Origin of the sequence: Chthoniobacter flavus Ellin428, from assembly GCF_000173075.1 — a bacterium.
GTDB lineage: Bacteria > Verrucomicrobiota > Verrucomicrobiia > Chthoniobacterales > Chthoniobacteraceae > Chthoniobacter > Chthoniobacter flavus.
This window is the reverse complement of sequence record NZ_ABVL01000002.1, coordinates 181,879-197,869: the sequence shown is the minus strand read 5'-3', so window position 1 is coordinate 197,869 and position 15,991 is coordinate 181,879. Positions and strand designations below refer to the sequence as shown.

General features: G+C 58.2%; 16 protein-coding genes. 6 read left to right on the top strand and 10 right to left on the bottom strand.

All coding sequences use genetic code 11. The features are described 5' to 3' along the window. Positions 1–65 precede the first annotated feature (65 nt). The 3 genes from CFE428DRAFT_RS03705 (at position 66) to CFE428DRAFT_RS03695 (ending at position 4,643) form a co-directional block, all read left to right on the top strand. A complete protein-coding gene (locus tag CFE428DRAFT_RS03705; protein WP_006978098.1) occupies positions 66–1,931 on the top strand; it encodes a M6 family metalloprotease domain-containing protein in 1,866 nt (621 codons plus the stop codon). A 400-nt stretch (positions 1,932–2,331) separates the two neighbouring features. After that, entirely contained in the window at positions 2,332–2,874 is a 543-nt protein-coding gene (locus CFE428DRAFT_RS32900; RefSeq protein ID WP_006978097.1) for a DUF7694 domain-containing protein, read from the top strand. 143 nt (positions 2,875–3,017) lie between these two features. After that, positions 3,018–4,643 (top strand): outer membrane protein assembly factor BamB family protein, encoded by a 1,626-nt coding sequence (locus CFE428DRAFT_RS03695; protein WP_006978096.1) that lies wholly within the window; start codon positions 3,018–3,020, stop codon positions 4,641–4,643. Between the two features lie 12 nt (positions 4,644–4,655). On the opposite strand, the gene CFE428DRAFT_RS03690 is transcribed toward CFE428DRAFT_RS03695, so the two are convergent. The 3 genes from CFE428DRAFT_RS03690 to CFE428DRAFT_RS03685 all read right to left on the bottom strand — a co-directional run bounded on the left by CFE428DRAFT_RS03690 (position 4,656) and on the right by CFE428DRAFT_RS03685 (position 6,780). Continuing rightward, positions 4,656–5,456 carry a lipid II flippase family protein gene (locus CFE428DRAFT_RS03690; protein ID WP_006978095.1) on the bottom strand — a complete coding sequence of 267 codons (801 nt, stop codon included), beginning with the start codon at positions 5,454–5,456 and terminating at the stop codon, positions 4,656–4,658. A gap of 435 nt (positions 5,457–5,891) precedes the next feature. Further along, entirely contained in the window at positions 5,892–6,059 is a 168-nt protein-coding gene (locus CFE428DRAFT_RS36935) for a hypothetical protein (protein WP_006978094.1), read from the bottom strand. Positions 6,060–6,186: 127 nt separating this feature from the next. Then, the gene (locus tag CFE428DRAFT_RS03685) at positions 6,187–6,780 is read right to left on the bottom strand and encodes a carbohydrate binding domain-containing protein (RefSeq protein ID WP_006978093.1); all 594 of its coding nucleotides are present in this window, start codon (positions 6,778–6,780) and stop codon (positions 6,187–6,189) included. A 391-nt stretch (positions 6,781–7,171) separates the two neighbouring features. Between CFE428DRAFT_RS03685 and CFE428DRAFT_RS03680 the strand changes: the two genes are divergently transcribed. Further along, positions 7,172–7,528 carry a hypothetical protein gene (locus tag CFE428DRAFT_RS03680; protein ID WP_042724355.1) on the top strand — a complete coding sequence of 119 codons (357 nt, stop codon included), beginning with the start codon at positions 7,172–7,174 and terminating at the stop codon, positions 7,526–7,528. Between the two features lie 15 nt (positions 7,529–7,543). Here the strand turns inward: CFE428DRAFT_RS03680 and CFE428DRAFT_RS03675 are convergent, their stop codons facing one another. From CFE428DRAFT_RS03675 to CFE428DRAFT_RS03655, 5 genes are all read right to left on the bottom strand, one after another. Continuing rightward, complete coding sequence (locus CFE428DRAFT_RS03675) at positions 7,544–8,158, bottom strand: hypothetical protein (RefSeq protein ID WP_006978091.1); 615 nt, start codon at positions 8,156–8,158, stop codon at positions 7,544–7,546. A 145-nt stretch (positions 8,159–8,303) separates the two neighbouring features. Next, positions 8,304–8,912 carry a hypothetical protein gene (locus CFE428DRAFT_RS03670; protein WP_131989071.1) on the bottom strand — a complete coding sequence of 203 codons (609 nt, stop codon included), beginning with the start codon at positions 8,910–8,912 and terminating at the stop codon, positions 8,304–8,306. A gap of 297 nt (positions 8,913–9,209) precedes the next feature. After that, on the bottom strand, positions 9,210–9,401 hold the full coding sequence (locus CFE428DRAFT_RS03665) for a hypothetical protein (protein ID WP_131989070.1): 192 nt from the start codon (positions 9,399–9,401) through the stop codon (positions 9,210–9,212). Positions 9,402–9,452: 51 nt separating this feature from the next. Further along, entirely contained in the window at positions 9,453–11,096 is a 1,644-nt protein-coding gene (locus CFE428DRAFT_RS03660; protein WP_006978088.1) for a hypothetical protein, read from the bottom strand. A 92-nt stretch (positions 11,097–11,188) separates the two neighbouring features. Next, positions 11,189–12,199: a hypothetical protein gene (locus CFE428DRAFT_RS03655; protein WP_006978087.1), complete on the bottom strand. Its 1,011-nt coding sequence runs from the start codon at positions 12,197–12,199 to the stop codon at positions 11,189–11,191. Positions 12,200–12,410: 211 nt separating this feature from the next. Between CFE428DRAFT_RS03655 and CFE428DRAFT_RS03650 the strand changes: the two genes are divergently transcribed. Continuing rightward, positions 12,411–13,508 (top strand): PepSY-associated TM helix domain-containing protein, encoded by a 1,098-nt coding sequence (locus tag CFE428DRAFT_RS03650; RefSeq protein WP_006978086.1) that lies wholly within the window; start codon positions 12,411–12,413, stop codon positions 13,506–13,508. Between the two features lie 40 nt (positions 13,509–13,548). Here CFE428DRAFT_RS03650 and CFE428DRAFT_RS03645 read toward each other — a convergent pair whose 3' ends face one another. Beyond that, positions 13,549–14,223 (bottom strand): beta-xylosidase family glycoside hydrolase, encoded by a 675-nt coding sequence (locus CFE428DRAFT_RS03645; protein ID WP_006978085.1) that lies wholly within the window; start codon positions 14,221–14,223, stop codon positions 13,549–13,551. Between the two features lie 191 nt (positions 14,224–14,414). On the opposite strand from CFE428DRAFT_RS03645, the gene CFE428DRAFT_RS03640 reads away from it, so the two are divergent. Then, entirely contained in the window at positions 14,415–14,708 is a 294-nt protein-coding gene (locus CFE428DRAFT_RS03640) for a hypothetical protein (protein ID WP_131989069.1), read from the top strand. A gap of 146 nt (positions 14,709–14,854) precedes the next feature. Here the strand turns inward: CFE428DRAFT_RS03640 and CFE428DRAFT_RS36930 are convergent, their stop codons facing one another. Beyond that, entirely contained in the window at positions 14,855–15,613 is a 759-nt protein-coding gene (locus CFE428DRAFT_RS36930) for a hypothetical protein (RefSeq protein WP_131989068.1), read from the bottom strand. Between the last annotated feature and the right edge of the window lie 378 nt (positions 15,614–15,991).

Here is a 15,991-nt window from a genome sequence, read left to right as displayed (position 1 = left end):
CGCGCCGCGAGATTGTGTCCGCAACCTCGTTTCACGATCGGGGTTTGAGCGTTTTCTTCATTCCCATGCCAAGTTCCTCTCCCGAACCTCGCAAACGTATTCTCCGTAGGTGGATCGCCGGTCTGGCCGCGCTCCTCGTGTTGGGAACTCAAGGCACCATTTTCGCGGACGACCCGCCGGCGGATCTCGCGGAATTCAAGACCGTGGAGACCGCGCAGACGATGACTTTGAAGCCCGAAGTAGAGGGCGCGGTGGGCTTGAGCGGCTACCTGGGAGTGGAGGTGGAATCGAACCCGGCTGGGATGCTTTCCGTCGCTGAGGTTGCGGAAAGCTCGCCGGCGCAAACGGCTGGCCTCAAGCGAGGCGACCGCTTGCGTTCAGTCGATGGAAAGTCCGTCGCGACAGCGGACGATTTTCGCACCGCGTTGCTGGCTCATGTTCCTGGGGAAACCGTCGCCATCGAAGTCGAGCGCGACGGCGCCCCGGTCAAAATCGAGGCCACCCTTTCCGCACCGAGCCGGCCGAAGAAGCTCGCCGAGCACCGCGCAATTCTGGGACTAAGCATGTCGCCGACGGAAAGCGAAGAAGGTATCGCCATCCGTTCCGTTCAGCCGAATTCACCTGCGGCGACGGCAGGTCTGCGAGCCGGCGATGTCCTCGTCAGAGTCAACGATGCCAGCCTCGGTATCGCGCTGGCGGTCAGCGATGCCCTGGCGGACAAAGAACCAGGCGACACCGTCAATCTCACCTACCGCCGCGATGGAGTGGAGTCGCAGGTCCAGATCAAACTCGCGGCGAGTGCCGCCGAAGACACCCGCAGCAATGCGCCGCCGCCGCTTCCGTTGTGGAAGAAGAATGCCTACCGGCTCGCCGTCATCCCGCTGGAGTTTCCCGACGTGAAGCACAACGAGGCGATTCCCACGGATGCATGGCAGGAGATGCTGTTCAGCAACGGCACCTACACGAACAAGAAGAACATCACCGGCCAGCCCGTCTATGGCAGTCTGCACGACTACTATCAGGAAGTATCGATGGGCGCGCTCGACGTTTCCGGGAAAGTCTTCGACTGGCTGCCCGTGGGCAAAAATCGGCCGGAGTATCCGCAATTGCCGACCAACCCGAAAAAGGCGCTCTTCACCGAGGCGCTGGACCTTCTGCTCAAACGGGAAGGGGACAACTGCCTCGCGGGAGTCGATGGCCTCATCTTCATCTATGCCGGGGATCGCTTCCGCACCACGAATCGCGGAAGCGTCTTCTGGCCGCATCGTTCTTCCTTCACCTATAAGGGCAAATCGTGGCCTTATCTCATCTGCCCGGAGGGCGGGAAGGTCATGGCTAATATCAGCGTGTTCTGCCACGAATTCGGTCATCTGCTCGGCCTGCCCGATCTCTACGCGCGGCCGGAAAATCCGGGCTCGGAAGGTGTGGGCGCGTGGTCGTTGATGTCGCAGCAGACCGGTGGTGGCCAACCGCAGCACATGTGCGCGTGGTGCAAGGAACAGCTCGGTTGGTTGAAACCGGCGGTGCTTGATCCCTCGGTGAAGCAGAAACTCATTCTCTCGCCCGTGGAGGGAACGAATAATCAATGCTTCAAGATCCCCATGCGCGCCGACGGCAGCGAGTATCTGCTCCTGGAGAATCGTCATCGTCAGGGTTTCGACGTGCGCCTGCCTGGCCAGGGACTCATGATCTGGCACGTGGTGGGCCACCACCCGATGGTCGAGGAATCGCACGGCGTCGGCGGCCCGGCGGGTCCGTTGGTCTTCCTCAAAAACGTGCCGTATCCCAGCGACGCAAACGATTCCTTTACTCCCTACACCGTGCCCTCGAGCCGCTCCCAACTCGGCGGCGGCAAACCAATCTACATCACCAATATCCGCCGCCTGCCGGATGGGCGGATCACTTTTTATTTGGGTTACGTCTACGAGTAATCTGCTCGGAAGATGATGAAAAGCGAAGCTGCGGTTCGCATTGAGTGCGCGTCGAATGGATGTATCTTTCGAAGCGTGGATCGCTGGGGGTGAGTTCCCGATTTTGGGCGAAGACGACGGCGACACACTCCGTGGAATACGTATTCAGCGGTGTTAGTTGAACATCAGGTTGCGCCCCGACCTTCTCCGTGAGCTGGGAGGACGACGCGGTGAAACGGTGTTCGCCTCATCCTGTAGCGGATATGTCCACGCACGTGGGTGTTTATGGCTACGCCTCAAGAGTTTTGTGGGATCGGCGTCATCGCGTTTGAATCACTAGCGATATGCAAATACGTCAGTTGCCCCCAAATCGACCAAATCTGCAGAACCAGCCAGCCCACGAAAAGGAGGTAGCGCGCAAATGAGTCCCTTCGTCGAAATGAAGCGCGATGTCCGGGAAAACCAGATTTATCGCAAGACCTTGTTGGCCCAACCCGCGGAGTTCTTCGAAAAATACTACGGCTTTGTTCCGAACCCGATCGAGAAGATGCATCTGGTGGAGAAGACCATCCAGGCGACCATGGCGCCGCGCGTTTTCGTCAACGACATCTATCGGGTCAAGATGCGCAAGTGTCCGCCGCTCGTGCATCTCGATCTGTCGCGGCACGATGGGCAGCCGATCACCTGCTGGCGTGATCTACAGCAGATCAAGAATGAGCTGGTCGGACCGGAGTGCGAGGGCGTGGAACTCTTTCCGGCAGAGAGCCGACTGGTGGATACAGCGCATCAATATCATCTCTGGGTCGTCGAGGACGCCGGGTTCCGTTTTCCATTTGGTTATCAAAACCGCGTGGTGTTGCCTGAACCGGTATGCACGATGAGCAGCGGCGAGGATCCTCTCGCGGCGCTGAATGACGGTCCTTGCATCGTAGGAAATTGGAACTGCGTCGCGGCGACCAATTGAAGTTGCCGAGGGGAAGCCTCGGGTCAGGGCTCCGCCGGGAAGCAGGATGGGCTGGGCCGGCGGAGACTTCCGATGGATCCGGTTCCCGCGAGGCGCGCGGACCGTTGCAATCGCGCCATTTTCCACTATGCGTTGGAATCAGCGTGAATTCCGACTCTCTCCCCGTTTCCCTCGCAAAGCGGCGCCGCCTGCCGTGGTTTCCCATCGTCGTCATCGCCCTGGCCGTAGTGGCGGTCATCCTCGTCCAGTCGCGAGCGGAGACGGAGCAGAACATGAAGATGTTCTATTCGATGCCCGCGGTTTTGCTGGCGGTGTTGCTCAATTTACTGTGGTTCTTCTTCACGCCGCGCTTTGCCTGGAAAACGCGACTCATCGGCCTGGGAGTCGTGCTGCTCGTCGTGTTTGGGATCAAGCAGGCGCTGCGGGTCGACGGCACCGTGAATGGCACGGGTCTGCCGCGGTTGGTATGGAAATGGTCGGCGTCTTCTTTGCCGGCGCTGGCTGGTCAACCGGTCCTGGCAACGAACGCGGCCAGCGTGGTGGACAGGAAACAACTCGCCCAGGCGGCGAACGTGCCGCAGTTTTTCGGACCCAATCGCGATGGGGTCATCATTGGAGCGAATCTCGCCCGGGATTGGAAGACGGCGCCGCCAAAGGAACTCTGGCGGCAACCCATCGGCGCCGGTTGGTCGGCCTTTGCCGTGGTGGATGGCCGGGCTTACACCCAGGAGCAGCGCGGGGACGAGGAAATGGTCACTTGTTATGATCTTTTCACCGGCAAGCTGATCTGGGCCCACGCCGACAAGACCTGTTTCACCCAGTGGCAGAGCGGCATCGGGCCTCACGCGACGCCGACGGTTGCGGATGGCCGGGTTTACAGCTACGGCGGGACAGGCATACTGAATTGCCTGGACGCAGCAACGGGGCAGTCGATCTGGCAGCACTCGGTGCTGGTCGAAAACAATCTGGCCAACAACGAGTGGGGGATTAGCGCCTCACCGCTGCTCGTGGACGGCAAGGTCATCGTGACCGGTGGCAACGCGCAGGGGCCGACGCTTTTTGCCTATCAGCACGACACCGGCGCGCCGCTGTGGAAATCGGGCGACGACCGGGCCAGCTACGCCTCGCCAATCGCGACGACCCTCGCGGGCAGGCGCGTGATTTTGAGCAACAACGCACACGGTTTCAGCGCCAGTGATCCGGCCACCGGCGCGATGCTCCTGGATTGCGCGTGGGGAGGGGACAAGTGGCCGAAGGCCTCGCAACCGGTGGTCGTCGGAAAAGACCGGGTATTTGTCTCGGCCGGCTACGGCTACGGTTCGCATCTTTTTCAGATCACGGCAGACGCCGATGGCAAGCTCAGCGCCGCGGAACTCTGGCATAACTTGCGGATGAAAACGCAATTCAACACGCCGGCGATCCGCGAAGGTCATGCTTACGGACTCGATGACGGCCACCTGGAATGCCTCAACATGGAAACCGGCGAGCGCCTTTGGAAAGAGGGCAGCTTCGGCTCCGGCCAGTCGTTACTCGTGGATGATCTCGTGATCGTGCAAAGCGAATCCGGCCCCGTCTATCTCGCGGTGGCCAAGCCGGCAGGTTATGAAGAGTTGGGCCGCATTGATGCGCTGAGCAGCAAGACGTGGAACCATCCCACGCTCGCGGGACGCTATCTCCTGGTTCGGAACGATCGTGAAGCGATATGTTACGAGTTATCGGTGACGAATGAACGCGTCGCCGGGATTACGCGCATTCAGACCGCGCCTTAGTTGCGATCCTTCCTAGATATGCCGCGCGACGGAGGCGATGAGGAGCGCGGAGGGGAACAGAAGAAATTGCGCCAGCACGACGCCGACGAGCCGGGCTCCGACCAGCGAGGCCACCGCGGAACGAAACGTATTCTGACTCGTGCGGTGATGCACGACGTCGTCCGTGAGAAGCGAAAGCTGCGGGTCGAGGAGGAGGAACATGACAATGGTCGCCGCGCCATTGATGATGGAGGAAAGATTGCTGCACGTGACGCGCAAGGAGGGCTCGAGTGCCCCGGCGTAGAGCGAGGCAAAGACCCCCACGGTCCATAGCGCGACCGCAAAAGTATTCAGCCCGAGAAAACCCCACGAAAGCCCGCCGCGCGTCGTCAGGCTGCGGAGATTGGTCGGCGCCGGGATGGCCACATACCGGCGCATCAAGAGCAATCGCTGCGGGTGGACGCCGTGCAGCAAAAGACGGAAGAGCGAGCGATGGGTCTGGAGAAGGACCACCGCACGTGATAGAGCGCGTTGCGCAGTGGGCACGAGCAGCGCGCCACAGGCAGTGGCCGCCGCCGCCGAACCCAGGATCCATTGGAAATCGGCAAGAAGTGGGGTGTGCGCGGCAGAGAGGTTCGTTTCGATTCGCTTGGCGAGAAAGGGCGCCTGGAAAGAATTCGAGGTGCGCGAGACGAGGATGAGCAAGTTAAACAGCGTGAGAGCGGTCGCGATGTGCCCGGTCCGAACGCCCGCGATGCGCGCCGCATACGCCAGGGTGCCAATGAGGTGAATGACAAACGTCAGCCCGCAAATGATGGCCAGATTTGTATCCATATCCTGCCGACGAATAACATCGAACAGGCCCGAAGTGAACTTCTAATGACGGCCTCTAGTTTTGAGGGTCGGGCTGGTCTGTCGGCAAACGCGGTGGCGGCGATTCAGCGGAGGAAGAGCGGTTCGGGTCAAGATTGCGAACGCGGCTCTGCGTATGGGCAATCCGCTCAGAGAGTTCTCGAATCGCGTCCGCGATGCGCTCCATTTCCGCCTTCAGGATCAGAAGGCGATGAGCGGCAGAAGCGCGTGCGGATGGCGGGTTTGGTTTCTGGAACACGGCGGCGTGATAACAGGCGCGTTATCGTGGCCGCTGGCGCCGGCGGATGTGCAAAGTTTTTACCCGATAAGCCAGTGGGCAGGAAATCCCGATGCCTTATTGCCGATAGCCCTCTACGGGAGAATACCCGCCTCCACCCGGGAGAAATACGCAGGTTGTTACTCTGGCTTTGGTTGATACTCCTCCGCCTGGCGGAGCAGTTCATCTGCGCGCCGCATCATCTCGTCTGCACGATCCCGCAAATGCTCGGCTCGCCGAATCAATTCGATCGCATTCGTACGCAACGTTTCCGGATCAAAAAGCGGCGGCTCCAGTTCCTCGGTCATTTCCCGATGATTCGTGTTCCACACGCTACCGGATGCCTTAAATATCAGACTTTCCGCTACGATATGGTAATCCGCTGGAGGCTCGCAGCGACTAACGAAATGGCACCCATCTGAGATGCCGGCGATTTCATTTCCGTTCGTCGCCACTGAGCTCCGTGAGGCGCAATTCGGAGTACCAAGCCGAGCCCCTGGCAAAGGTCGCGTCGGTTCCCACGCTCGGGCCGACGTGAATCTGGGCGTCATCCTTCGTGGTAAAATCCACCGTCACCTTCGTCCACGGGGTCGTCCCCGTGAGCAAGGGCGTGTAGACACTCATCCGGCCGACCATGAGGATGGCTCCCGATCTCTGTCCCTTTTTGGCTGGTTCGACGTCCCTCGTCTTGATGTAACCGGAGAGCCGGTAGCGGGTATGAGGCTTTACAGTGAGCAACTGCCGCACAAACGAATGACAGCCATCCAGATTGTCGACTCGCAGCGCTGCTTTGCCTTCGTGGCGCTCGTTCGGATCCAGTTCCATCTTCGAGCTTCTACCCCAGTTCAGGAGTTCCCAGCCGGCTGTTCCCTTTTCGAAATTTGCATTGGCGAGTAAGTTCCTCTCGCTCCCTCCTTTCGAAAAGCCCGCAAACCCGGTCGCGGGAGCGACTTCATCTGCTGCGGCCACGGTGGAGACGGAAGCTGCAGTGAGAGTCAGGGCACAGAATGTGAGGAGACGTAAGTTCATGATGATTTTGGGGAGGATTTTGAAACCAGCGCGTGTCAGCTAGCATCCTTATGCCAAAGCGAAAGACGCGATTCCGCCACGAAGGGTCCCTGCCGCCGACACTCTTGAAAACTAGTCGCATCTCGGTCGGTGAGTCTCTTTCTGCACGGTTAATTTGCAAGCGCGAATGCCAACTATCCAAACAACATGACTAACGAATTCGCATGAGCGGCCCGCTAATTTAACCAAATGCCAAACACCGCGGCTGCGCCGGCAAATGTGAGAAAAAATGAAAGTTTTTGTTCTCGTGCAGCGCCTCATTTTGTTGCACATAGTCCGCACCATGGTCCCTCCACTTGCTGATGCCGTCCCGGTCCGAGCGCTCTCTCCGTTTGTCCGGGTTTTCCAAACTTTGGTTGCTTTCGTACTGTTCACGCTTCCCGCATTTGCGGCGAAACCGGCGCCCGAGGACGATGCAAAAGTCGTCGGCAATTGGCAGGTATCCGGTCCCGGATTCAATCGCGTTTACGAGATCTCTCCCGGGCACACGGTGAGAATCCTCGGCGGTACGCGGAAAGAGAAAGATAGCCACATGCAACCTGCGGACGATGGTTCCTATCGGATGATTGTGAAGGGGACCGCGATGGAGAAGATCGTCTATCTTCCGGCGACCGACCAATTGCACATCGAATACTACAATTCGAAACAGGACCTGGACCTTGGGAACGCGGTTTGGAAGAGCACCGGAAACAGGGTGGCGCAGAAGTAATACGCCTGCAGGCTGTCAACCTGGCTTCACGCAGAAGCAGCGGTAGTAATAAACGTCGTCACCGAGTGCGATTTCCTTGCCGGTCGGCGCAACGTATTCCCATTTCGCGTCCTTTTCGCTCCACTTCACTTTGTCGGCCTTTTCCTTTGCCGTCTTTTTGACCTTCAGACGGAACAGCGTGCATTTGCAGTCACCATCGCATTTGCCCTCGCACTTGAGCAGCACGGTCTGGCCGGTGAGTCCCGGTACTACGTCTTTGTTCAGGGCGCACAAGCCGGACTTATCGCAGGGGATGAACCGCACCGTGTAAGAGAAGCCATCGATGGTGGCGGCGGTCTCCAAAATGGGGGTGACGCAGAAGCACTGGTATTCGTATTTGTCGCCGTCGTAATCGGTATCCTTGTGCTCTTCGTTCAGTCGGACGACATCCCAAGTGACGCCATCCTTGCTTCCTTTCTTTCGGCGAAAGAGCTGGCAGTAGCAGCCTTTGCCGCCGCATTTATCCTGGTCCTGTTTGCAGGAGCCTACCTTGAATTTGTCGGTGCCTTTGGCTTCTTCATTGACGCTCACATCCGCGCATCTGCCATGCTCGCAAAGTTCGAACGCCAGCGGTGACGTTAGTTCGGGCATGAGAGAATGTTGCACCTCCGAAAACGCAGTGTCAACTCGAGAAAACTGGGCTGAATGATTCAACGCCTTCGGCGTAGGCGGGGTCGTCGCACCCCAATAAGCGAGCAATAATCACCGAACCGTCACTTTTCGCGGTGACGAAATATTAGTGGTCGAAGGTGATCGTAAGATCGATTTCGTTACCCTCGTTGCGTACCGTTCCAGCGAACCCGATGCCCTGCACATTGGCACTCTCGATGGTATGATGGGCGAGCTCTTTGTTTTCCGGAGAGGTCATGCGGAACGTGGTATTGGTGCCGTCGTTTTTAACCGACCAATTATAGGCGACGCCCTCGCTCAATTTCATTTCCTGCGAGTCGAGTTTGCCTCCGGTCAGCTCGAAGCAATTGAAGAACAACGTCGTTCCAAAGCTTTTCTTGATCGTCAAAGTGCCGCTGCGATCGCCGGGCGGAAGCATGACCAGCTTGCCGACATGCCCCGTCGGAACACCCAGCACCTGGACGACATGGCTCTTCTTTTTGCCGTACATGTGAATGTGATCCGTGGTGGTCACAATCAGCTCGTTGGGAATGCTCCGATCTGTTGCCTTGAAGAGCATGTCTTTGTGCTCCTCGGCGAATGGATAAACATGAATATCTTTCGAAGTTAAGGCCGCTGCCGGCGCCGTCGTCCGGTTTGGCAAAGACGATGTCTGCGACCATGCACCAGAGAGCGAACTAAGGAAGAGAAAGGAACAGAGGGCGAGAATTTTCATGGGGGTTGATTGTTTCAATTTACCGGTCCGTCGCTTCCACCCAAGGCCGTGAACAGCCCACGCAAACATGACGACACACTCATGGGCGCGTTTTTAGGATCGTGATCTTAATACGCAAGGATAAACTGACCGGATGGCCGATGGTGTCGCTCTCTTTTCGCCAGCGCGGTATCGCCTCCCGTGACGATCCATCTGCCAAAGAGCAGGGGATCTACGTCGGTTTACGGAAGGTGCCTATGCGTTGATCCACGGCACGCCGACGAATCAACCTCAATCGGAGGTATCGTCGGGGTAACGTCAGCGCACTGGGATTAGGTGCGATTCTGCGGCGGAGGCATCGGGGCGGATGCGCACCGTGTCGGGATTCACTAGCGCACGCGTTTCGGCCTCGATCTGGCTGGCGCGCGCAATGATCCGTTCGGATTCCTCCATCAGGATACGAGCGCGTTCTCTCAGCTTTTCCACGGGCATGTTGGAGATGCGATTCACAAGACGCCATTCGCGCGGCAAAGCGAAAGTGCGCGTCTATAATCTCCATAGCTATTGATTTGGCGCCTGGAGATAGGGGCCGGCTTGCTGGACGTCCGACGGCATTTCTGACGCGAATTTCCGCAGATTACCTTTCAACGCTTCCACACCCTGTGCCGAGGTCGCGAAAATCGACACGGTGTCTCCTCCACACACCACGTTATGCGTGATTTTCCATTCGGCCACCTTGACCCACGAGGGAGGCAGAGAGCTCCGTCCGTTAGGCGCCGTGAACCAGCTATCGTAGACCAGCGCCAGGGAAACACCACGCCGCTGCGTGAGGAGGTCGACACGTTGCGTCGTTAGCGACTGATTCAGCCGCCACTTAGCGGTCTCCATGGTTCCCAAGCCCACCAAGTCCACCAACCGGATATTAGTAAAGTAAGTAATCGCGCCGATGTCATTGGCCGCAACCCGGCCGTCGGGGTAATAGCGTCGAAGAAAACTCGCCATTTGATACTGCTGCTCGTAGATATTCTTCGACGCCCACGGCGTGATTTCGAGCGCCACGGACGCCCGGTTGTAAAAGGGGATACCCACCACCACGACAAAGAGAGTCAACACACCCGCCGCGAGCAACCCTTTTTCTTTCAAGATACCAATCCAACTTTCCGGCAGAAGCTCGTTTACGGAGATCGCCACCAGCGCCAGTCCCATGAAAACAAGATAGGCATCGTAGCGGAAAAACCATCCCATTCCGGCGAATTGCATGTGAAGTAACACGCACCCGAGAAAGACGATGTGCGCCCACCGGATGTCGTTTTGTCCGCGGTTCTCCCGCGGAGGATAGCGTAAGATCACCAGCAAAGAAAAAATCACCAGCAACAAGATGTGCGGGTTCGCCTCAATGACATCCAAGGCACCGCCTCCGAATTGGTTCAGGATGCTGCTGACACTCAGGCTTAGGTGCGGTCGATGTCCTTTGAGCAGGACGGAATTGGGCAGCCAGTACCAACCGTTCGCCGCCGACCACGCGCCGTAGATGACCGCGGGAAACAGTGATACCGCGCCGAGGATCACGGACAGGAGGATTTTCCGCTGGAAAAAGAGAATGGCGCAAATCACGAACGCCAGGAACAGACTCTCGTAACGCGTGACCACCAGGAACGGCGCCACGATGAGTGTCGACTGGGCCTCTTTGAAAGTTGGCTTGTTCCTGGCCAACAGCAGGGGGATTGCCAGAAAGAGAAAGACAGTGAAGAGCAGAATATGAAGAACGTGCTCCATGCCGGTAAAAGTCAAAGACGGCAGCGGAGTGACAAAGATCAGGATCAAAAGGGAGAGGAAGATTCTCCCCGGACTTTTGAGGTACCTTGCCAGGGTAACATAGATCGCACCGATCAGGAGAGAGCCGCAGATCAGGGCGAGAATGAGCGCCGCGCTGTCATGGATTCCGAATACGAGGTAAGTCACCGCCAATAAAAACGTCCAGAAGGGCGACGACGTGGAAGAGGTGAATGCGTAAGGAGTCACCCCCCAAATGCCCGAGGTCGCCGTGCTTTTGGCGATGGACATGTGGATATAAGTATCATCCAGCGGATAAACAAAATGGCCGCCATTCATTCCGGTCGCGAGAAACACCAGGATAGCCACCGCCGCCCAATAGATGAACAGGGAGGTCACCAACGGCCAGCATGTTCGGATTTTGAAATTCATAATTGTTTAGCGAATGGAAGGCCGGTCAGCCTGCGTGGCGCCCACTTAAAATGGGGGGCGCCTGGTCTCTTTCAGTTCCGCCCGTCCGCTGATTACTTGCCTTTGGCCGAGAGCCAGGCATCCATTCTCTTCGTGCCCGCCAGCGGCACCTTCCCATACTTCGGAGCGTCAAGAGCGGCCCGGTAGTCGCGCACGGCGGGGAGCAGGTCGACGCCGTATTTCGAGAATTTGTCGGCGACGGTGAGGACGGTGTCGACGCCGGATTCGATGTCACCGGCCGCCATGGTTCTGCCGGTGGCGAACTCCTCGCGAAGGCGTTTGGCTGATAGAAAGAGGGCATCCCGAGCGGGCTCGGCGAGGGGAGCGGCGTCGCCAGGAGGGTCATTGTCGCGAAAGTAAGTTAGGCCCTCCTGGAAGACGGGGTTCCTCAGGCATTCGGTCATGAGAGCATTGAATCGGGGGCCAGTGGCAAGAACCTTTTGGAGCGCCAATTGCCGCGTCGCTGGGCGTTCGAACCGGTTGGTGTAGTGGAGCAGGCGGCTGAAGTCCTTTTCCGCGTCGGCCTGCTGGACAACCAACAGATCCTCGCGGGCTTGTTCCTCGGCCCGCTGCTGGAGATTACGCCGGATTTCCACGCCCAGCGTGATATTGGAGAGGAGAGCGATGGCGGTCACGACGCCAAAAGCGGTGCGCAGCAAGTATTCAGGCAAGGCGAACCGGCTCGAGTTCAGCCAGAAGAATGCGATGAGCGCCATGCCGAGCGGCACCATATAAGCGGCCCAAGGGCAGAAGGGGCGAATCGACCAGGGAAACTCCCGGCCTCCTGATCCGTGCACGGCAGCCGAAACACCCATCAGCACGGTGAGACTGAGGGAGGCGATCGCCACGCCGCCGTATTGCAGCAGTCGTGGCCAGCCGAGGAAATCCATCTTGCCGTTCGCGGTGATGGTGGCGAAGACGGCAAAGAGTGGGATCAGCAAGAAGAGCGAAAAGAGGATGGCCGCGATGTAGTCGTACTGGGAGACGGAGTTGGACACAAAGCGCAACATTACGAAAGCGCCCAGGCCCAGCAGCCCGACGCAGATGTTTCCGAAGATGGTCATACGATTCCGTCGGCTTTGGCGGTCATCCGTTTCCTGTACTAAGAAACGGGTTGTTTACGCAATGCCTGCGTTGTTTGTGGCCCCCGGACCGCGTGCTTCATCCGGGCTGAAGAGAATGCCAGGGTTGAAGAGATGGCGTCGGTCGTGCGGCATTCGCGGACTTGTGAAAAGACGCCGAGCCGGTCAGGATCGTCGCCCGCTCCCCGCCCCCATGATTCGCAAACTCGTTTTCTGGACTCACCTCGCGGCCGGTCTCGTGACCGGGTTCGTGGTGTTTACCCTCTGCCTCACCGGTGCTCTCATCACCTTCGACAGACAAATCCTGAATTGGGCCGAACGCGATGCCCGTGCCTTGCCGCCATCGAGCGGCGCGGAACGTGTGTCTCCCGCCACGCTCGTGGCCGGCGCCGCGAAGCTGAGCGCAAGCAGGGTGACCAACCTGGAGTGGTTCGCGGACCCGAAGATGCCGGTGCGCGTTTATTTCGAGGATCGGTCAGTGGCGCTTTTCAATAGCTGGACCGGTGAGGCGCTGGGGCGCGGCGCCGTATCACTGCGCGCGTTTTTTCGCGGCAGCACGGAAGTACACGTCAATCTCACGATGTCGCGCACCGGCAAATGGGTGGTCGATGCGGCGAATGCCGCTTTCGTTTTTCTGACCCTCTCCGGCCTATGGATCTGGTGGCCCCGCCAGTGGCGATGGAAGGCGCTGCGCAGTTCCCTTGCCATCCGTTTCGACGCTGGTGGCAAAGCCCGTGACTGGAACTGGCACAATGCCCTCGGCTTCTGGTTTCTTCTCCCGCTTTTGATCATTGCCGCGTCCGGCCTCGTCCTTTCATTCAAGCCGGTGGACTTGTGGTGGCGCGACTTTGGCGGAAAGCATCTACTTGCCGAAGTCAAACCGCCGGCTCCGGCTCCGGCCGCGAACGGCGCATCGTCCGGTTGGAATGGCGTGATGGCCTTGGTGCAGCAACAGTATCCTGGTTGGCGCTGGATGATGACCAGCAACTCACTGCGGGGCGGTCACATCAATATTATGGTAGGCACCGGCTCGTTCGGCCAGCGGGCCCTGGTGCACACCGTAACTGTCGACGTAGCCGCCAACACCATCGTCAAGACCAGTGCGTGGGAGAATGATATCGGCGGCAACCGTGCCCGCGCCATCGCCCGCCTGGGTCACACCGGCGAGATTGTCGGCCTGTGGGGGCAATGGCTGGCGTTCATGGCGTGCCTCGTGGGTTTGGTGCTCGTCTACACGGGCTTTGCCTTGAGCTGGCGGCGGTTCTTTCCGCGCCGGGCAGGGGTGGGTTAGGGGAGACGCATCACCGTCGATGCCGTTCCGCCCGCCCGGCTCACTCACTCGCCGACAGGATGCGGAAGTTTCGGAATCGGGCCTGGCGTTGAGGCTTTTCCAACCCGTAGCCGGAGTGAATACCGACGAGGAGTTCCTTGGTGGACGTCGGGAGAGTGCGTTCGCCGACGGTTTGCCACGGGACGCTTTCGGAGGACCGGAACTGGCCGGTAACCTTGCTTCCGCGGATAATCAACCTCAGCCAGACTTCGCCCTCCGGGGATTCCTTATAAGGGCCGTTGTAGACGGGCTTGCCATCCTGTTCGGCAGCCATGCAGACGTACGGTTTGCCGTCGACGAATTCCTTGTTGTAACAGATCGTGTTCAGGCCATCGAAATAACAAATAAGGCCAGCGTGTTCATATTGTCCCTTGGGCGCATTCTCGAGGAGGACTTCGACGATGAATCCGTCTTTCAGCGACACCGGAGCCGGACGGACGAGGGTGTTCTGCGAGTTATTCTGTTTCTCCCAGTACGAGCCGGGAAGGGTGTCGATGACGAGGGCTCCGTTCACGAAGCGCCAGGCGTCGGACCGCTCGCGGATCCATCGCCAGCCGGCATCGAGATGGTCGGAGAATTTATCCTCGAATAGGACTTTCGGCGCGTCCGCCGCCGATGTCCTTATTCCGAAAATCAACGCAATGGCGAGAACGACGACGCAGAATTGAATTTTCATGGGAAGTTGGTGTCAATCCGGGGGGACGGGAATTCGTTGTGGGAGCATGGGCTGTTTAGGAATTACCTCAACTAAATGATCATGGCCGTTCGCCATTCATTGGCACCAGAAAGTTGGAAGCAAATTCCGAAACCGCAGACCGTTTGCGGCACGTCGGCGACAGCGCCAACGCTCCTGAATAGGGCAAACTCATGAGCATCGATATAGCCTCTATATCGCGCGTTGATCCACTCTGGTCGCTTGGTGGCATGGCTCTGATTGTCGCCGTGTCGCTCCTGCTGAGCTCTTTCGCGATGACGCAAAATCCGCTGGAACTGATTGTCGTCTGCGTGATCTTCCTCAGTCTCGCCGTCGTGGGACTGCCCGTGTTCCAGCGTGTGCAGGCGAAGAAACGCAGCCTTGAGGAACTTCGAAAACCAGAGACGCCAAAGGCAACGCCGAAATATACGATTGAAGGCTACCCAATTGCGCCAAGGAGAGAGTGAAATTCAGCGATCATCGCGACCTCCGCTCAGCAGGGAGTTTAGAATCTCCATACCGAAACGGCACCAATACCAGGCGATTGGTAGTGGGCAAGTCCGTCTGACCCATTACCTCGCTATTTTATATGTTATCTAAAGTCGACACACACCTAGTGTGCGGCGGATGGCAATTCTCTTACTTTGATCGATTTTACCGTGATTTTCGCGTTCACCGACATCACCTTCACCGGGTTGTTGATATCGGAGTAGTCGCTGTCATCGGAAAAGCGAAGTTGACCGTCCACGTAGATTGACTGCCGTCTCGGAGTGACGACCCACCGGATTTTGACAAATTTTTTCGGGGGAATCGCACCCATCCCCGGCTTGTGTTTCCCGCCTGCGGGGCCGCCGTCGATCCGAAACTCACTTTTGTTGTTTTCCCAATTGAAAATGATCTGGTCGGCCGCGTAGCCGAGCCGGAGACTGTTCAAATCTGTCTTTGCTTCGATCATGATCTCAACAGGTGGTTTGAATGTTTTTGGGGTGCTGATTGTCTTGTTGGCATCGATCACGACGCTTCCGTCAGGTTGAACGGTGCCCTGTTGAGCGACTTGGGTGATGTATTCGGTTGGCTCGCCTGGAGTGTCAGCGGAGCATGGGGCGAAGGGCAGAAGGAGAAGCGGAATTAGAGCAAGGTGTTTGTTCATAGGTGGCGTTTGCGACGGGATGTGGAGGCACGGGAGATGACCGCAAGGGTCCTTCACTTGCGGCAGCGCGGCCACGGTATCGAGTGAGGGCTGGAATTCAAGAACGCGAAAAACGCGATTTCTGTGCTTGTTCTTTTCATCGCCGTTTGCGGATACGCAGGGGACGCCGATCCCTTGATCGGGAATTGGCGATGGAACAATAAACACCGCGTGGAGGTTCACGCGGATGGCAGCGTTGCTTCGCCGTGGGGAGCGGGAAAATGGAAAACGGTGCCTAGCGCCGCGGTCGAACGGAAGTATGAGATAGATTGGGTAGCGAACGCCGCGGTCGACACTTTCGTGCTTGCAGCGGAAGGGAAAAGGTTTGAAGGAAAAAACAACCGGGGGCAGAGGGTTGTCGCTACACGCGTCGAATAATCCGTATCTCTTCACAAGGGAGCGGCTTCTCCCTTGTACCACCGGAAGCGCGAAGACGATGTGGCAAGCCAGCCGGAGAGGGGAACCGATCGGGGGAACTCACAGCGTGAATGATGACGGAATCTTCCTTCCCGCCCAAGAGCATTCTGACTGGATACGCCAAGAGTCACGGAAGCAGACCGG